At 41.5% G+C, this 16,384-nt stretch carries 13 protein-coding genes, 1 other RNA gene and 2 other annotated features (1 of these 16 running past the window's edge); of the genes, 2 read left to right on the forward strand and 12 right to left on the reverse strand.

Features of this window, described 5'->3' with window-relative positions; all coding sequences use genetic code 11:
• Positions 1-171: a binding site (T-box leader), on the reverse strand (it extends 38 nt beyond the left edge of the window).
• A gap of 100 nt (positions 172-271) precedes the next feature.
• The 6 genes from ACQKEV_RS10020 to cymR form a co-directional block, all read right to left on the reverse strand.
• Positions 272-922: an HAD family hydrolase gene (locus ACQKEV_RS10020; RefSeq protein ID WP_427445462.1), complete on the reverse strand. Its 651-nt coding sequence runs from the start codon at positions 920-922 to the stop codon at positions 272-274.
• Positions 923-1,569: 647 nt separating this feature from the next.
• Positions 1,570-4,011, reverse strand: coding sequence for an SF1B family DNA helicase RecD2 (gene recD2 / locus ACQKEV_RS10025; protein ID WP_427445459.1), 2,442 nt, complete (start codon positions 4,009-4,011; stop codon positions 1,570-1,572).
• A gap of 21 nt (positions 4,012-4,032) precedes the next feature.
• Positions 4,033-4,689 carry a tetratricopeptide repeat protein gene (locus tag ACQKEV_RS10030; protein ID WP_427445457.1) on the reverse strand — a complete coding sequence of 219 codons (657 nt, stop codon included), beginning with the start codon at positions 4,687-4,689 and terminating at the stop codon, positions 4,033-4,035.
• Between the two features lie 18 nt (positions 4,690-4,707).
• Positions 4,708-5,829: a tRNA 2-thiouridine(34) synthase MnmA gene (gene mnmA / locus ACQKEV_RS10035; protein ID WP_427445455.1), complete on the reverse strand. Its 1,122-nt coding sequence runs from the start codon at positions 5,827-5,829 to the stop codon at positions 4,708-4,710.
• 21 nt (positions 5,830-5,850) lie between these two features.
• Entirely contained in the window at positions 5,851-6,993 is a 1,143-nt protein-coding gene (locus ACQKEV_RS10040) for a cysteine desulfurase family protein (RefSeq protein WP_427445454.1), read from the reverse strand.
• A 62-nt stretch (positions 6,994-7,055) separates the two neighbouring features.
• Complete coding sequence (gene cymR / locus ACQKEV_RS10045; protein ID WP_427446240.1) at positions 7,056-7,475, reverse strand: cysteine metabolism transcriptional regulator CymR; 420 nt, start codon at positions 7,473-7,475, stop codon at positions 7,056-7,058.
• Positions 7,476-7,610: 135 nt separating this feature from the next.
• Between cymR and ACQKEV_RS10050 the strand changes: the two genes are divergently transcribed.
• The gene (locus tag ACQKEV_RS10050; RefSeq protein WP_427445451.1) at positions 7,611-8,900 is read left to right on the forward strand and encodes a replication-associated recombination protein A; all 1,290 of its coding nucleotides are present in this window, start codon (positions 7,611-7,613) and stop codon (positions 8,898-8,900) included.
• Here ACQKEV_RS10050 and ACQKEV_RS10055 read toward each other — a convergent pair.
• From ACQKEV_RS10055 to hisS, 5 genes are all read right to left on the reverse strand, one after another.
• Entirely contained in the window at positions 8,864-9,049 is a 186-nt protein-coding gene (locus ACQKEV_RS10055) for a hypothetical protein (protein ID WP_427445449.1), read from the reverse strand. The two genes, ACQKEV_RS10050 and ACQKEV_RS10055, sit on opposite strands and share 37 nt — an antisense overlap.
• Positions 9,050-9,126: 77 nt before the next feature.
• Positions 9,127-9,888, reverse strand: a complete 762-nt coding sequence (locus tag ACQKEV_RS10060) for a tRNA threonylcarbamoyladenosine dehydratase (protein WP_427445447.1) — start codon at positions 9,886-9,888, stop codon at positions 9,127-9,129.
• A 96-nt stretch (positions 9,889-9,984) separates the two neighbouring features.
• A non-coding RNA gene (ssrS, locus tag ACQKEV_RS10065) (6S RNA) lies at positions 9,985-10,168 on the reverse strand.
• Between the two features lie 44 nt (positions 10,169-10,212).
• The gene (aspS, locus tag ACQKEV_RS10070) at positions 10,213-12,000 is read right to left on the reverse strand and encodes an aspartate--tRNA ligase (protein ID WP_427445444.1); all 1,788 of its coding nucleotides are present in this window, start codon (positions 11,998-12,000) and stop codon (positions 10,213-10,215) included.
• Positions 11,997-13,289, reverse strand: a complete 1,293-nt coding sequence (gene hisS / locus ACQKEV_RS10075; RefSeq protein WP_427445441.1) for a histidine--tRNA ligase — start codon at positions 13,287-13,289, stop codon at positions 11,997-11,999. Before hisS ends, aspS begins: the two co-directional genes overlap by 4 nt.
• 55 nt (positions 13,290-13,344) lie before the next feature.
• Positions 13,345-13,584, reverse strand: a binding site (T-box leader).
• 116 nt (positions 13,585-13,700) lie between these two features.
• Here hisS and ACQKEV_RS10080 point away from each other — a divergent pair.
• A complete protein-coding gene (locus tag ACQKEV_RS10080; protein WP_427445438.1) occupies positions 13,701-15,260 on the forward strand; it encodes an SH3 domain-containing protein in 1,560 nt (519 codons plus the stop codon).
• A gap of 55 nt (positions 15,261-15,315) precedes the next feature.
• Here ACQKEV_RS10080 and ACQKEV_RS10085 read toward each other — a convergent pair whose 3' ends face one another.
• Positions 15,316-16,356, reverse strand: coding sequence for a LacI family DNA-binding transcriptional regulator (locus ACQKEV_RS10085; RefSeq protein ID WP_427445435.1), 1,041 nt, complete (start codon positions 16,354-16,356; stop codon positions 15,316-15,318).
• Positions 16,357-16,384: the final 28 nt, after the last annotated feature.

The following is a 16,384-nucleotide window of genomic DNA, read 5'->3' on the forward strand; positions in this document are numbered from 1 at the left end:
TTACAGCAAACGAATTTGCTGTCTCTCGATTATGCCTTAACGCGGCTCACGGCAGTGATTAGCTGCACTCAGGAGTAGCTTTCCATAACATCCACTTGAAGGTTCTTTCAGCCAAGGAACCTCTTTCTTTTACAAGCTTCACAAATGTACTTTCTCCATCAACGTTTTCATTCATTTGTTTGAATTATAAAAAACAAATTCGGCTGTGTCAAATGCCTTTTGTTAAGTATACGAAAAAATACTGCTGTTGAGCCTGTACCATAGACAGTTATTACACTATTTCTTTAAGGATTAGCAGCAAAGGTCGTTCCGCCATCGAAGAAAACCTTAAACTGTAATCTTCAAAAGCAAGATTGGTTGTTACCGGATTCGGGAAGATTACACACTTCAAGCCGGCTGCTCGAGCCGCCTTCAATCCATTTAAGGAATCTTCAAATGCTACTGCTTCTTCTGGTTTCACACCTAATGCTTGGATGGCTTGCAAATATAGTTCTGGATCCGGTTTAACGGATGTTACATCATCTCTTGTTTTAATTACTTCAAAATAAGGAAGAATGTGAAGCTGCTTCAAATACTTTTCTACCCAACTTCTTTCTGAACTTGAAGCCAATCCAATTTTTAGCCCCGCTTCTTTAGAGGCAATTAAATAATCTTCTACTCCCTCTCTTAAAATAGGCTGTCCAATTTTTTCGTGAAATAGATTAAGTGCTATTTCACGGACTTCAGTAATAGTTGTCGACTCTTTTAAATTGTCCATCATGTATTGATTCAAGACCGTATCATCCGTGCCAATGACCAACGCAAATTGATCAATGCTCAAGTCTACCTCAAACTGACTGAGGGCTTCTTTAAATGCTTCATACCAAATAGTCTCCGTATCAATAATCAGCCCATCAAAATCGAAAATAACTGCTTTTATCATCGCACACCTCTTTTCAATTTTCATTTTCTACAAGTCACAATATGTTGGGGAATTGTTTTGTCTTCGCTCTCTGGAAATCGATGTTGATGGCAAATATAGTATCGTTTTTCATTTAAAATTGATTTAGTAACTTTATTTTACAACTAATGAGCAGATTTGGATCAGTTTCTCAAGGGTTTTGGAACAACTCTTCAAAAATGAGATTACCTTTTTTGATTTGGTTGCAACTTTTCGAATTTGGTTGCAACTTTTACCGATTTCGTTGCAACTTTCCTAATTTGGTTGCGACTTTTACCGATTTCGTTGCAACTTTCCTAATTTGGTTGCGACTTTCGAGATTTGGTTGCAACTATCCAATTATCTCCTAATTTCGAACTCATTCCAAATGGAAATTTTCTCTTTCTTCTTTTTATGAGATATGGAGAAAAACCGCAGAGACTCCAGCGGGAAAAGAGAAGTGCCAAACTACTCGAACGCTTAGTTCGAGTTAGTTTGGCACAAGCAGGCGAAAAGCGCAGCTGTTTTACGGAGTATCATCCGTCACATTAATTGAATTATACCTGAAGCCAAGCCCACGGAAAGCGAAGTGGCTGTCCCTGCCTGATTTCCATATACAACTTCTACTCAATATTTAACTTACATACGCGTCATTCAGCTTTTTCTAAAAAGTCATAAGGAGTGGTGCCGTTCATGCCAACTAAAGGATGAATCGTCAAATGGTTCGAAGCTGTCAAAGAAATTTCCTTTTCGTTCTCATCAGCAACTTCACTCACAACTTCACTGCTTTCATCCTCGACAATCGGTTCAGTAACAGGCACTGCCTCTTCACTTAATCGTTCTTTCAGTGAGGTTAGACGCGCAAGATCATCATTGCGCTCGATACCAAATTTGAAGACATCTGCGTCCCCACAAAGAATGAGAAAGTTTTTAGCGCGTGTTATCCCTGTATACAGTAAATTTCGTCTTAGCATTTTCATGTAACTGCGGACAACCGGCATGATGACGATTGGAAACTCACTGCCCTGCGATTTATGAATCGAGCAACAATAAGCGAGCGTCAACTGTCCCAGATCATTCCGTTGATAAGTTACTTCAATCCCTTCGAAAGATACAACCAACATGTCCTGTTTCTCGACATTTTCGCTGGCTTTCGAGATACTGATGACTTCGCCCATATCGCCGTTATACACTTGGCTTTCCGGCTGATTGACAAGTTGCAGTACTTTATCGCCAATTCGATAAGTCGTTTCACCGAAAACAATTTCCTTACGCTTTTTCGTATCATTTGGATTGACCATTTGCTGGATCATTTTATTGAGTGCATCAATGCCTGCAGGACCTTTATACATGGGTGCCAGCACTTGCAATTCTTTTATAGTATGGCCTTTAGCCAAAGCACTTTTGATGACTTGTTCAACCACTTTAGAGATTTGCTCAGGACCTGCTTTTATGAACGATCGATCACTTGTTTTATCAATTAGATTCGGAGGCAATTGCCCTTTTTTCATTTGATGTGCAAGTTCGATAATGGATGAACCTGCAGATTGTCTATATATATCCGTTAGTTCCACCGTTGGAATGCGTTTAGATGCAAGCAAATCTTTCAAGACTTGACCTGGTCCAACAGGAGGCAATTGATCCTGATCACCCACGAATATCACTTGTGCTCCTTCAGGAATTGCTTTTAGCAATTGATGGGCAAGCCATGTATCGACCATAGACATTTCATCGATAATGATGAGATTTCCTTTAATATCGCGTTCTGTTTTTTCTTCTTTTTCCTGACCAGTAAAACCGAGCAAACGATGGATGGTCATGGACGGAAGACCAGTAGATTCATTCAAACGTTTTGCTGCACGGCCAGTCGGTGCCGCTAAAATAATCGGAAAAGGCTCCTGTTTTTTAGCGTATTCTTTTGGATCGAGCGTCAATCCGTGCAATTCAGCGTAAACTTCGACAAGTCCCCTGACAACGGTGGTCTTCCCTGTACCAGGTCCTCCGGTCAGCAACATGACGGAAGCGTTCATTCCGAGTTCAATGGCCGCGATTTGCGTCTCTGCATAAGAAACCCCAAGTCTCTCTTCCGCTTCGCCTAAAGCTTTGCGAATTTCAGACGTTGGAAAGCCCGTTCGTTCCTGTTGTTCGTGAATCAGCGTTTCCAGTTTGGAGGCGATGCCAACTTCAGAAAAATAGAGAGATGGCAAATAAAAACGAGACATCTCGCCAGCCAGTTTTCCTTCCTCAACCAGTTCCATACATGCTGTCGAAATAGCATCGTATGGAACTTCTTCAAATTGGCTTGACTCCAGTAATTGCTTGACGTTCGGCAAAATATGCTCCGCATGCAAATAAACATGCCCTTCACTTAGGGAAGCAGTATTCAACAAGTGGAAAACAGCCGCTTTGATTCGGTCAGGATGTTTACCAGTCATGCCTAGTTTGGAACCAAGCTCATCCGCGCGATGAAAACCAATACCTTCCACATCCTCAATGAGACGGAACGGGTTTTTCATCAACACTTCAATCGTTTCTTCACGGTAAGTCTGGTAAATTCGCATCGCAAGTTGAGGACCAAAACCCCATTCATTTAATTGAATCATGACTCGTTCCAAACCAAGATTTTGCTCAAGCGTCATCCGGATCGTTTCTTTTTTCTCTTTCGCTAACCGCGGTACGGCATCAAGTGCTTCTGGATCATCTAAAATGAGACGGATTGCATCTTTTCCTAGCTTCTTGACAATGGTTTCGGCCGTTTTTCGACCAATTCCATGAAATAAGTCACTCGATAAATAATGAATGATGCCTTGTTCGGTCTCTGGCACATCTTTTGCGAATGTTTCCACTTGAAACTGTGTCCCGTATTTTGGATGCTGTTTAATTTGGCCTGTAAAGCGGTATGTTTCTTCATTCATCAAAGGAGGGAAATAACCGGTTACAATGATTTCTTTATCTTCATATGTAGAGTTTGTTTCGTTGATTTTAAGTTTTACGATGGTGAATAAGTTAGAGGAATTATGAAAAATGGTGACGACAGGTTTGCCTGTAATATACATCGGTTCTTGTTGAAATAAATCGATTTGATTTGGCAAAGCTGTCGCCTCCTGAATTGGTTAATTTCTTAATGCAATCATGTCATACACATAACGTGCTTGATCAAAATTAGGTTGCAGCGTATACGCCTGTTTTAAATGATACAACGCATCATCCGTACGTTCAGTGGAAACAGCGTATAACACACCCAAATTATAGTGAGCATCTGCATTGTTCAAGTCTTCATGAATGACATACATAAATTCTGGTTCAGCTTCCTTGAACATTTCAAGAGCTGCTAACCCAATGCCGTAAGACAGACGAATTTGAACGTCTGTTGACTCTAGTTCCGCTGCACGTTGTAAATAAGGCAATGCAAGTTTAGGATTTCCTAAACGTTCGAAACATTTTCCTAACATAAAGTAAGCGTCGGCACCTTGAATACCAAACTGAATTGATTTCTCATAAAGCTTCGCCGCTTCTTCATAACGTTCCTGCTCGTAATATAAATTAGCTAATCCATAGAATGCTGTCGCCGCTTGATCATCCAATGTAATGGCTTTTTGGAAGAAGCGTTCAGCACGTTCTGTTTCATTCATGCGTGCCAATAGGTTTCCAAAGTTAATATAGCCAAGAGGGTTATTTGGTTCCTCTTCAATTGCATTATTGAAATGCACCACTGCTTGTTCGTAATCTTTATTTTGAATGGCTGCAATGCCAAGTTCTAGTTCTTTCATCTTCTCACTCCTTGTTCATTAGCCGACGTATGTCAATTTCTCGCCGTTTTTAATGACTTCGTCAATTGTTCCGCCACCAAGACACACATCCCCGTCATATAAAACAACAGCTTGACCAGGTGTGATTGCACGTACAGGCTCTGCGAAAGTAATAATCGCTCCGTTATTTCCCGTCAATTCTACTTCAACTTTAACGTCTTCCTGACGGTATCTGAATTTCGCTGTACATGAAAATGTTTTGTCTTTTTGTGCATTCGTTGTAAAGCTCATATTTACTGCTGTTAATTGATCAGAAAATAGCGCTTCGTGATGGATGTTTTGACCCACTAGCAATTCGTTATTCTCAAGATTTTTCCCAAGAACAAACCAAGGGTCTCCAGCTCCACCAATGCCCAATCCATGACGTTGGCCGATTGTATAATACATTAGACCATCATGACGGCCCATGACTTCCCCGCCCATTGTCACCATATTACCAGGCTGTGCCGGTAAGTATTGGCTCAAAAATTCCTTGAAGTTCCGTTCGCCGATAAAACAAATGCCTGTTGAATCTTTTTTCGTTGCGGTTGCTAATCCAGCTTCAGCAGCGATTTCACGCACCAATTTCTTTTCGAGATGACCAATTGGGAACATCACTTTCGATAATTGCTCCTGATTCAATTGATTCAAGAAATATGTTTGGTCTTTATTGTTATCGAGTCCGCGAAGAAGTTGAGTTTCTCCATCCACATCTTTGACCTGTGCGTAATGTCCGGTTGCCAAATAATCGGCACCTAAACTGATCGCATGCTCGAGGAATGCCTTGAATTTAATTTCTTTATTGCACATTACATCAGGATTTGGGGTTCTGCCTGCTTTGTATTCTTCCAAAAAGTAAGTGAACACTTTATCCCAGTATTGTTTTTCAAAATTCACTGCGTAGTACGGAATACCGATCTGATTGCAGACCTTGATTACATCGTCATAATCTTCAGTCGCTGTACACACACCGTTTTCATCGGTGTCATCCCAGTTTTTCATGAAAATCCCGATGACGTCGTACCCTTGTTCTTTCAATAAATATGCTGCAACGGACGAATCAACGCCGCCCGACATGCCGACAACGACACGTGTTTCTGCAGGGCTTTTTAGTTGTTGCATTTCTTTCACCTTTTTCTACATTTATTTCACAAGTCTATTTAATACGGTAGCAGTTTTCGTCGCAGCTTCCGTTATATCTTCTTCTGTTACACCATAGCCAAAACTGAAGCGGATCGAATTACGAAGTTCATCTGCATTTTCGCCGAACATTGCAACCAGAACATGAGATGGGTCAATTGAACCTGCTGTACAGGCGGAGCCGCTTGATACAGAAAGTCCGGCCATGTCCAAATTGACCAAAAGTGCTTCTACATCTGTTCCTTTAAAGCTAACGTTTAAAATATGCGGAAGAGTCGATTGTACATTGCCGTTAAACTGGAATGCAATTCCTTTGTCTTTCCAAATGGAAATCATGATTTCTTTGAAATGGTGGTACAATTTTTGTTTTTCATCCATTGTCTGTTGCGCAATCGATACTGCCTCAGCGAATGCCAGTACACTTGGAACATTTTCCGTACCAGCACGGCGTTTGCGTTCCTGTTGTCCACCAAATAGTTGTGGTGACAATTTTGTTCCTTTTCGCTGATAAAGGAATCCGATTCCTTTAGGTCCGTTGATTTTATGCGATGAAACAGACAATAAATCCACATGAAGATCTTCAACAGAAATCGGCATCAAACCGTATGCTTGTACAGCATCTGTATGGAATGTTGCCTGGTGATTTTTCAACAAATGACCGATTTCTTCGATCGGTTGAATGGAGCCAACTTCATTATTACCTAGCATAATCGTCACTAAAATGGTGTCGTCACGTAATGCTTGTTTAAAGTCTTCGATCGACACTTGCCCTTGTTTATTGACAGGTAAATAAGTTACGTCAAAACCTTCTTTTTCAAGCTTTTCACAGGCATGTAAAACGGCATGATGCTCAATTTGAGACGTAATAATATGTGACCCAAGATTTTTGCGTGCGTAAGCCGTACCGAAAATCGCCAAATTATCCGCTTCCGTCCCACCACTCGTCAAAATGATATCCTGATCTTTTGCGCCAATGCTGTTTGCTAATACTGTACGGGCATGGTCCAACTCTTTTCGGGCTTCCCGACCAGTTGCATGGATGCTTGAAGGATTACCGTAAGCTTTCTCCATCGTTTCGACCAACTTATTGATCACTTGCGGATGCACAGGCGAAGTCGCTGCGTGGTCTAAATAAATTCTATTCATGTCGAACTCCTTTATAAAGGATGTTCAAAGAACCTTTAATGTTGAGATTTTTTGAACAGCACTTAAATGTAGTACATGTAGCCATCATCAGTTGACGTATCACTATATTTGGCTAAATCTTCAATAGTAGTTGTATCTAACACCGTTTTAACGGCATCACGAATACGGAGCCATAATTCCCGTTGCGGAGGTGCTTCGTTTTCAATGCCTTCGACCGGTTGAATCGGCCCTTCCAGCACACGGATTACATCCCCTGCAGATATTAAATGAGGTGGTTTTGAAAGCATGTATCCACCATGTGCTCCACGGACACTTTTAACGAGACCCGAATTACGGAGTGGAGAAACCAATTGTTCTAAATAAGCTTCTGATAAATCATTGTCTGCTGCTATTTGACGGAGAGGTACTGGTCCTTCTCCAAATTGTTTCGCTAACTCTATCATAATCGTTAAGCCGTAACGACCTTTTGTCGAAATTCTCACGTTATTCACCCCGTATAATCCTTAAAATTCATCTACATAGTATATCACATTTCCGACCAATCGCCTGTGAAATGACTTTTCATACAGCAACACGTATACTAGAGAACAAATGTACGAATTTAGGAGGTACTCATGATGCAAAACGAACCCCTTGCTTATCGAATGAGACCGCAAAAATTGGATGAAATCGCAGGTCAGCAAGACATCATCGGAAAACATACACCTTTATATAAAATGATTACAAATGGCCACGTTCCCTCCATGTTGTTATACGGTGAGCCGGGAATTGGCAAAACTTCTCTAGCTTATGCCATTGCCGGAACGTGCAATCTTCCGTTCATCGCACTCAATGCGACACGCTCAGGCAAGAAAGATGTCGAAGACGTTGTGGCAGAATCACGTGTAACTGGAAAAGTGCTGTTATTTTTAGATGAGATCCATCGATTCAATAAATTGCAGCAGGACGCACTGCTCCCCCATGTGGAAAGCGGCGCAATTGTATTGATCGGAGCAACAACGGAAAACCCGTTTCATGATGTCAATCCCGCCATCCGTTCACGTTGCGGTGAAATTAAACAATTAAAACGTTTAACCGCTGAGGATTTAATGGTGCTGATTCAACGCGCTTTGCAGGATGAAAAGAGAGGTCTCGGTCGACAGAAGATTGAGATGTCTGAACAACAGCAACTAAAAATTGCGGAAGCCGCTAACGGAGATGCACGAAAAGCACTCACGATTCTCGAGTCGGTCGTTTCAGCTTCCGATGAAGAAGATGGCGTCACTATTGTGGATGATGCAATGGTACAAAACCTGGTCGATCGTATCGGCGTTTTCGGGGATAAGAAAGGCTCGCATTTTTATAATTTATTGTCGGCATTACAAAAATCCGTGCGCGGCAGTGATGTCAATGCAGCCATGTATTATTTAGCCCACTTACTTGAAAATGGCGATCTGGTTGCCGTCTCAAGACGCCTTCTCGTCATGGCGTACGAAGATATCGGCGTTGCGAACCCCTCTGTTGGTCCACATGTCCTTGCTAGCATTCAGGCTGCCGAGCGACTGGGCTTACCTGAAGCACGCATCCCTTTGGCAAACGCCGTCGTGGAAATGTGTTTATCAGAGAAATCCAATTCAGCGTATAAAGCGATTGACGCTGCCATTGCTTCGATACACGCTGGAAAAGTTGGCGATATCCCGAGCCATTTGAGAGATACCCATTACGCTGGAGCTGCCGCACTCGGACACGAAGGCTATTTGTATCCACATAATACGCCGATCGGATCATTTGGTGGTTGGGTTAATCAAACGTATTTACCGGACAATTTAATCGGTACGAAGTTTTATGACCCAGTGCTTGCGGGAGAAGAAAAGAAACTCGCGGGAATTTATCAGAAGCTGGAATCATTTAAAGGAAAGAAGACCTGAATCGCCGGTGAGCGTTTCAGGTCTTTTTTATGTGGTGAGTTGCCCGCAAACAGGAAAGTTGCTACAATATCCAGAAAAGTTGCTACAATCATAATGAAAGTTGCTACAATATCAGGAAAAGTTGCCACTATCGAACGAATTGTTGCCACAATCACTTCCCCCTCCACAACAAACCCATCAAAAAAACAACCCCTCATTCTTTCAAAGGGTTGCCTTCACTCATTTATTAAGAACGTACACGTTTTACCGGAATTTCTTTTGTAATATCATTAATGACCCAGCTTGCTGCCACTAAACCGGCAACGGACGGCACGAATGCATTTGATGATGGTGGCATTTTTGTCTTGCGAATCTTCGCGTCAGGCTTGCCGACCGTTTCGACGACATCTTCTCTGACCACGATTGGACTTTCATCCGAAAAGACAACTGGAATGCCTTTATATATTCCTTCTTTACGCAGTTTCGTACGAATCACTTTTGCCAAAGGATCTGTATGCGTTTTTGAAATATCCGCGATTTTAAAACGTGTCGGATCGGTTTTGTTTGCTGCACCCATACTTGAAATAACTTTAACGCCACGAGCTAAACATTCTTTCATCAAATGGATTTTGTAGATGATGGTGTCGGATGCATCAATGACATAATCCAAGTTGTGGCTGAAAAATTCTTCATACGTTTCTTCTGTGTAGAACATGTGTAAATCATGAACTTCACAGGCAGGGTTAATATCCAGAATTCGTTCCTTCATAACCTCGGACTTCGAGCGTCCTACAGTTGATGTATAAGCGACTAATTGACGATTGATATTTGTAATATCCACATTGTCTTTATCGACCAAAATAATCTTGCCGATGCCGCTTCTCGCGCATGCTTCAGCTGCAAACGAACCTACGCCTCCAACACCTAATATGGCAACGGTGGTGTTCTTTAAAAGTTCGACGCCTTCAGTGCCGATCGCTAATTCATTTCGTGAAAATTGGTGTAACATTTGATGTCCTCGCAATCTATATCGTTTTAGTAGGAATTAGACTCATTAAAAACCCTCTAGCCTAAAACAAGCTAGAGGGGTTATACGTAAGGTATGACGAATCCCAATCGTGCCGTCATTATGAAGCGTATCGTTTTGAACCCGCACACAGCAGGTGGGTATCCACTTTACAACTTATAACGTCCCCTGGGGGCATGTTAGCCATTATAAAAGGAGGATTCCCGACGATTTTATTGTTCGGTCAAAAGCGATTGGCAATTAACGAACACATCAGGATTCGTGTTACAAGTATCCTATCATATCTATTTTAGAATTTCAAGCCTCTTACTCTTCCGATTTTAGATTTTTCTGAATACTGATAGCCAATGATAAATCTTTTAATTGTTCTTCCGAAACAGGACTTGGAGCCTTCGTCAAAATGTCGCTGGCACTAGCTGTTTTCGGGAAGGCAATTGTGTCACGCAAGTTTGTGCGACCAGCCAATAACATGACTAATCGGTCCAATCCTAACGCAATACCGCCGTGTGGTGGTGTCCCATATTCAAATGCTTCCAGTAAGAATCCGAACTGTGCTGTCGCTTCTTCCTGAGAGAAACCAAGAATACTGAACATTTTTTCTTGTACGTCACGTGCATAAATTCGCAGTGATCCTCCGCCGAGCTCATAACCATTTAACACTAAGTCATAGGCCTGCGCACGAACGTTTGCAGGATCCGTATCCATTAATTCAATGTCTTCCACGAAAGGCATTGTAAATGGATGATGAGCTGCATAGTATCGACCATCCTGCTCGTCATATTCAAATAAAGGCCAGTCAATAATCCATAAGAATGCAAATTGACTTTCGTCAATCAGTTGTAGTTCTTTTCCTAACTTCATGCGAAGAGCTCCTAAAGAATCTGCAACAACCGATTTTTTATCAGCAACAAACAATAGTAAATCTCCCGCTTCAGCTTCAAGCGTTTGCGCTAACTTCTCGCCTGCTTCTCCTTCAAAGAATTTCGCAATCGGACCTTTAAATCCTTCAGCGTCCACTTTTAACCAAGCAAGACCTTTTGCACCGTAACGACCCGCAAATTCGCCTAACGCATCGATGTCTTTTCGTGAGTAGTTGTCAGCTGAACCTTTGACATTTATTGCCTTTACTTGGCCGCCATTTTCAACTGCACTTGCAAAAACTTTGAATGAAGAATCAGCGACTAAAGCTGACACATCTTGCAACTCAAGACCAAAACGAACATCTGGTTTATCTGAGCCAAAACGCTCCATCGCTTCTGTATATTTCATACGTCGGAAAGGCGTTTCAATCTCAATGCCTTTGACGTCTTTCATCATTTTTTTCATCATTCGTTCATTCATTTCCAGAATATCTTCCATTGACATGAAACTCATTTCCATGTCAATTTGAGTGAACTCAGGTTGACGGTCCGCACGTAAATCTTCATCGCGGAAACAACGAGCAATCTGGTAGTATTTTTCGAATCCTGACACCATCAACATTTGTTTGAATAATTGAGGTGATTGAGGCAATGCATAAAATTCCCCATCATGTACGCGACTTGGTACCAAATAGTCACGTGCTCCTTCAGGTGTCGATTTCGTAAGAATCGGTGTTTCTACTTCTAGGAATGTTTCTTCATCCAAGAAACGACGTATGGACTTAGTTACTTCAGAGCGCATTTTAAACGTTTCATACATAACCGGACGACGAAGGTCAAGATAACGATATTTCAAGCGTAAGTCTTCGCTTACATCCGTTTGGTTTTCAATTGCAAATGGTGGATTTTTTGCTTCATTTATAATCGTCACTTGAGATGCCTGTACTTCGATGCGTCCCGTTTTCATGTTCGGATTTACTTGTGATTCTTGACGTTCGACGACTTCCCCGATTAATTCAACAACAAACTCGTTACGCAATTTGTCTGCGACAGCCAATGCTTCTTGTGAAATATCCGGGTTGAAAACAATTTGTACAATTCCAGAACGGTCGCGAAGGTCCACGAAAATCAATCCGCCCAAGTCACGTCTTTTTTGTACCCATCCTTTTAATACCACTTGTTGACCAATTGCTTGTTCTGCTACTTCTCCACATGGATGTGTACGTTTTGTCATGCTAATTCCTCCATTGCTCTAGTTGCGATTTCTTCAAACTGTTCAACGATTTCTTCAAATGTTAGTTCCTGCTGGGACCCATTAGTTAAATACTTTAAAGATACTTTGCCCGTTTCCAGTTCATTATCACCGATAACGACTGAGAATTTAGCGTTCAAGCGATCTGCCGATTTCATTTGTGCTTTTACTTTACGGTCCAAGTAGTCCATTTCAGCTGTAATGCCATTTTGACGAAGTTGCGAGACAAACGAGACTGCCTTGTCTTTCGCTGCTTCACCCATAGCTACGACGTAAACATCTAGCGAATCTACATTTGTGAATGTCTGTCCTTCTGCTTCTAACGCAAGCAATAATCGTTCTATACTCATTGCAAAGCCGATTCCCGGCGCATCTGGTCCACCAAGATCCTCAACGAGACCATTGTATCGTCCTCCGCCGGCCAAAGTTGTGATGGCGCCAAAACCTTCGCCTTCACTCATGATTTCAAATGCCGTGTGATTGTAATAATCAAGACCACGCACTAAATTTGGATCGACTTCATATTTAATAGCTAAGATCTCTAAGTAATGTTTTACTTTTTCAAAATAAGCTGCTGATTCTTCATTTAAGTAATCAGGTAACTTAGGAGCTGTCCCCATTAAAGGATTTTCCCGGTCCACTTTACAGTCAAGAATTCGAAGAGGATTCTTTTGTAGACGATTTTGACAGTCTTTGCAAAACTCTTCGATGTGCGGAGCGAAGTGGGCGATTAGTGCATCGCGGTGAGCTTGACGGCTTTCCGTATCTCCTAAAGAGTTGATGACCAATTTAATTTTCTTCAACCCTGCTTTTTTATACACATTCATCGCAAGCGCCATGACTTCTGCATCAATCGCAGGATCTTTACTGCCGATTGCCTCAATGCCGAACTGGACAAATTGGCGATAGCGACCAGCCTGTTGACGTTCGTATCGGAACATTGGCCCCATGTAATATAATTTAACCGGTTGATTTGGCAACCCGAATAACTTGTTTTCTACAAATGAACGTACGACTGATGCTGTTCCTTCAGGGCGCAAAGTTAATGAGCGGTCGCCTCTGTCGGTAAATGTGTACATTTCTTTTTGTACGATATCCGTTGTATCCCCAACGCTTCGTGTGAACAGTTCGGTATGTTCAAAAATAGGTGTACGTATTTCTTTGTATTGAAACAATCTGCAAGTGTCACGAATTAATTCTTCGACAGCTTGCCACTTTTCCGTTTCACCTGGCAGTAAATCTTTTGTTCCTCTTGGCACATTAATCGACATATTAATGGCTCCTTTCATTAACAATATAAAAAGCTCCCGCCCCTTGCGCATAAACGCAAGGGACGAGAGCTAATGTTAGCTTCCGCGGTTCCACCCTAATTGACACGAAAATCATGTGTCCTCTCAAGTCCGGATAACGACCGGTTCCGTTTTCGCCTACTGCACCGCATGGGTATTTCGACGAAAAACCTATCAAGTGTTGTTCACTGAGTGCTTCTGTAGGAAAGATTTCAGCCACGTCTTTCCCTCTCTTAACAGCGTTTTAAACAGCTACTTTCTTGGTCATTGGCAATTTGTTTGATTCAGATTATACCTTATCTTAATGACTGTCGTTTGAGATGTCAACCTTTTTTCAGAAAGGTATAGTTTTTTCTGTCAACAGTCTTTACAATGTACAAAAGGAGGGGTTTTATGAGAAAATTTCAACTTCGACAAAATGGGCAAATACTTGTAGCACTATTTTTATTATTATCTCTTATACTACCTTCATCTATACAAGCTGAAGGTCAAAATGTCCAGTCGATTGTATCAAACTTACATTTGCGTTCTGGTCCGGGACTTGCCTATCCGATTATTGCTTCATTGAAAATGGGCGATCAAATGTTGGTGCTTGAAGAGCAAGGTGATTGGTTAAAAGTCCGTCGAGGGACGACTGAGGGCTGGGTAGCATCTTGGTATACAAAACAATTGGGCGAGAAGAAGAAGCAAACGGGACAACTTGTCATTTCCAAGGTTGACAGGCTGAATATCCGATCTCAACCTTCCATTGATGCCGCGGTCCTTACTAAGCTTTCTGCGGGCGATCAAGCAACTTTATTGTCTGAACAAGGAAAATGGGCAGAAATTTCATTTAATCAAGTTAAAGGTTTTGTATCAAAAGAATACATAACGGTTCAAGCTAACTCTTCTAAACCATCTAAACAAAGTGCGAAGAATGGCGATCACTTCGAAGTTTCTGTCAATAGTTTAAATGTCCGTTCCAAACCGGACTTAACGGCAAAAAAAGTTGTCACAGTCAATAAAGGAGAACGTTATAAAATTGTAGAAAAACAGCACAATTGGGTTAAAATTGAACTTTCATCCAAAAAACATGGTTGGGTCTATTCGTTTTATGGGACTTTAACTGCAGCTGCTGCAACTTCAGAAAAACCGAAAACTGAACAACAAAGTAAAAAAACATCTACGAAAAATATCTTTATTGTGTACAACGGTACAAATTTGCGTTCCACACCTTCCACTTCAGGTGGAGTCGTGTATAGAGCAAATGCTGGCGAATCATTTGAAACGATTGGACAATCTGGTGACTGGTACGAAGTAAATACCCCAAATGGCAAAAAAGGTTATGTGGCCAATTGGGTTGTCTCGACTGATGCAACAGAAAAAGAAACACAGCAACAACAGGCGAAGGCTAAACGTAAAAAAGGTACATTAAATGGACTCACTGTAGTTGTTGACCCTGGACATGGTGGAAATGACCATGGAACAACAGGTGCACGAGGAACTGACGAAAAAGGCATAACACTTCGAACTTCTGAATTACTGGCTAGCAAGCTACGTGCTGCAGGAGCAAATGTCGTGATGACACGTGACTCTGATGTTTATGTTGACTTAAGGAAACGCGTGGCAATCGGGCATCAGCTGGCTGCGGATGCTTTTATCAGTGTTCATTATGATGCAACTGACAGCAGCTCAATCAATGGTTTCACTACGTATTACATGCATGGCTACCAAAAAGGGCTTGCACAAAGTGTTCATCGAGCACTTGGAAATAAAATTTCCTTGCGAGACCGCGGTGCCCAGCCTGGAAACTATCTCGTGTTGCGCGAAAATCGTCAACAAGCCATCTTGATAGAACTTGGATTCCTCAGCAATCCTTCCGAGGAACGTGCCATGACGACTGAACATTTTAGGGAACAAGCTTCACTCGGCATCTACAATGGCGTCGTCAATTATTTCGACGATCAATTATAAAAACAAGAAGCTCGTCCAATTTTTCTTGGACGAGCTTCTTGTTTTTATTAATTTCTTATAAAACACTGATATTTTTGACGCTTTTCGAACATGAAAGTCGTTTGATGATTTCATGGTCCACGATAATCCTTTTTACGGGTTCATTTGGATTTTCCAAAAGTTGAATCATGCTCTTTGCTGCCTGATAGCCAATTTCAAAAATATTGATTTCGACTGATGTCAAAGGCGGATGAGACAGTTCTGTGAAAAGCACATTATTGAAGCTGATAATCGACATATCTTCAGGGACGGAAATATTCATTTCCAATAATGTATTCAGAACACCCAGTGCAATTAAATCATCAGCCACTACCAAAGCAGTAGGCGGTTCTTTCAAGTTGATGAGCTTCCCTATTGCCTCTTGTCCACCTTCACGTAAAAACTGACTGTGAATAATGTAATCGTCGTTGCTTTGCAACCCAGCTTCACGCAAAGCTTTTTCAAATCCGAGTAATCGTTCGACCGTTACTACGAAGTTCAAATCTCCACCAATAAAGCCAATTTGTTTATGCCCTAAGCTCAGCAAGTATCGCGTCGCTTCTTTTGTCGCTTTATAGTTATCGTTATCGACATATGTAATTTGATCAACATCCTTAAACGGTTTCCCTATTACGACAAAAGGAAATTTTCTTTCTCTCAAATAATTCAAGACCTTATCTTCAATACGTGAATACAAAAGAATGACTCCGTCTACTCGGCCGCCCTGAACCATTTGGACAACCCCGTCATAAATTTCTTCATCTGTATTTCCAGTATTGATTTGCAAAGCATAATGCCGCTCATTAGCACCATCACTTAACCCACGTAATACTGTTGGAAAAAATGGATTCTGGAAGAATACATCTGTTGAGTTTGGCAAAACCAATCCAATGACTCTCGTTGATTGATTGGCTAAACTTCGCGCAATAAAGTTTGGATGATAACCAAGCTCATCCATTGCTGCTCTTACTTTAATTTTTGTTTTTTCACTGATTCGAGGGTTATTCGCGATGACCCTCGACACGGTTGATGGTGCCACATTTGATAGTTTGGCAACGTCTTTGATTGTGATGGCCAAAGCTCCTCATCCTCTCTTTAAGAACTTC

Source organism: Paenisporosarcina sp. NPDC076907 (assembly GCF_050269735.1).
Taxonomy (GTDB): Bacteria; Bacillota; Bacilli; order Bacillales_A; family Planococcaceae; genus Paenisporosarcina.

Coding starts and splice junctions, on each gene's coding strand:
- ACQKEV_RS10020 (WP_427445462.1), bottom strand. CDS start 922: ATGATAAAAGCAGTTATTTTCGATTTTGATGGGCTGATTATTGATACG.
- ACQKEV_RS10030 (WP_427445457.1), bottom strand. CDS start 4,689: ATGAAAGAACTAGAACTTGGCATTGCAGCCATTCAAAATAAAGATTAC.
- mnmA (WP_427445455.1), bottom strand. CDS start 5,829: ATGCAACAACTAAAAAGCCCTGCAGAAACACGTGTCGTTGTCGGCATG.
- ACQKEV_RS10040 (WP_427445454.1), bottom strand. CDS start 6,993: ATGAATAGAATTTATTTAGACCACGCAGCGACTTCGCCTGTGCATCCG.
- ACQKEV_RS10050 (WP_427445451.1), top strand. CDS start 7,611: ATGCAAAACGAACCCCTTGCTTATCGAATGAGACCGCAAAAATTGGAT.
- ACQKEV_RS10060 (WP_427445447.1), bottom strand. CDS start 9,888: ATGTTACACCAATTTTCACGAAATGAATTAGCGATCGGCACTGAAGGC.
- aspS (WP_427445444.1), bottom strand. CDS start 12,000: ATGACAAAACGTACACATCCATGTGGAGAAGTAGCAGAACAAGCAATT.
- hisS (WP_427445441.1), bottom strand. CDS start 13,289: ATGTCGATTAATGTGCCAAGAGGAACAAAAGATTTACTGCCAGGTGAA.
- ACQKEV_RS10080 (WP_427445438.1), top strand. CDS start 13,701: ATGAGAAAATTTCAACTTCGACAAAATGGGCAAATACTTGTAGCACTA.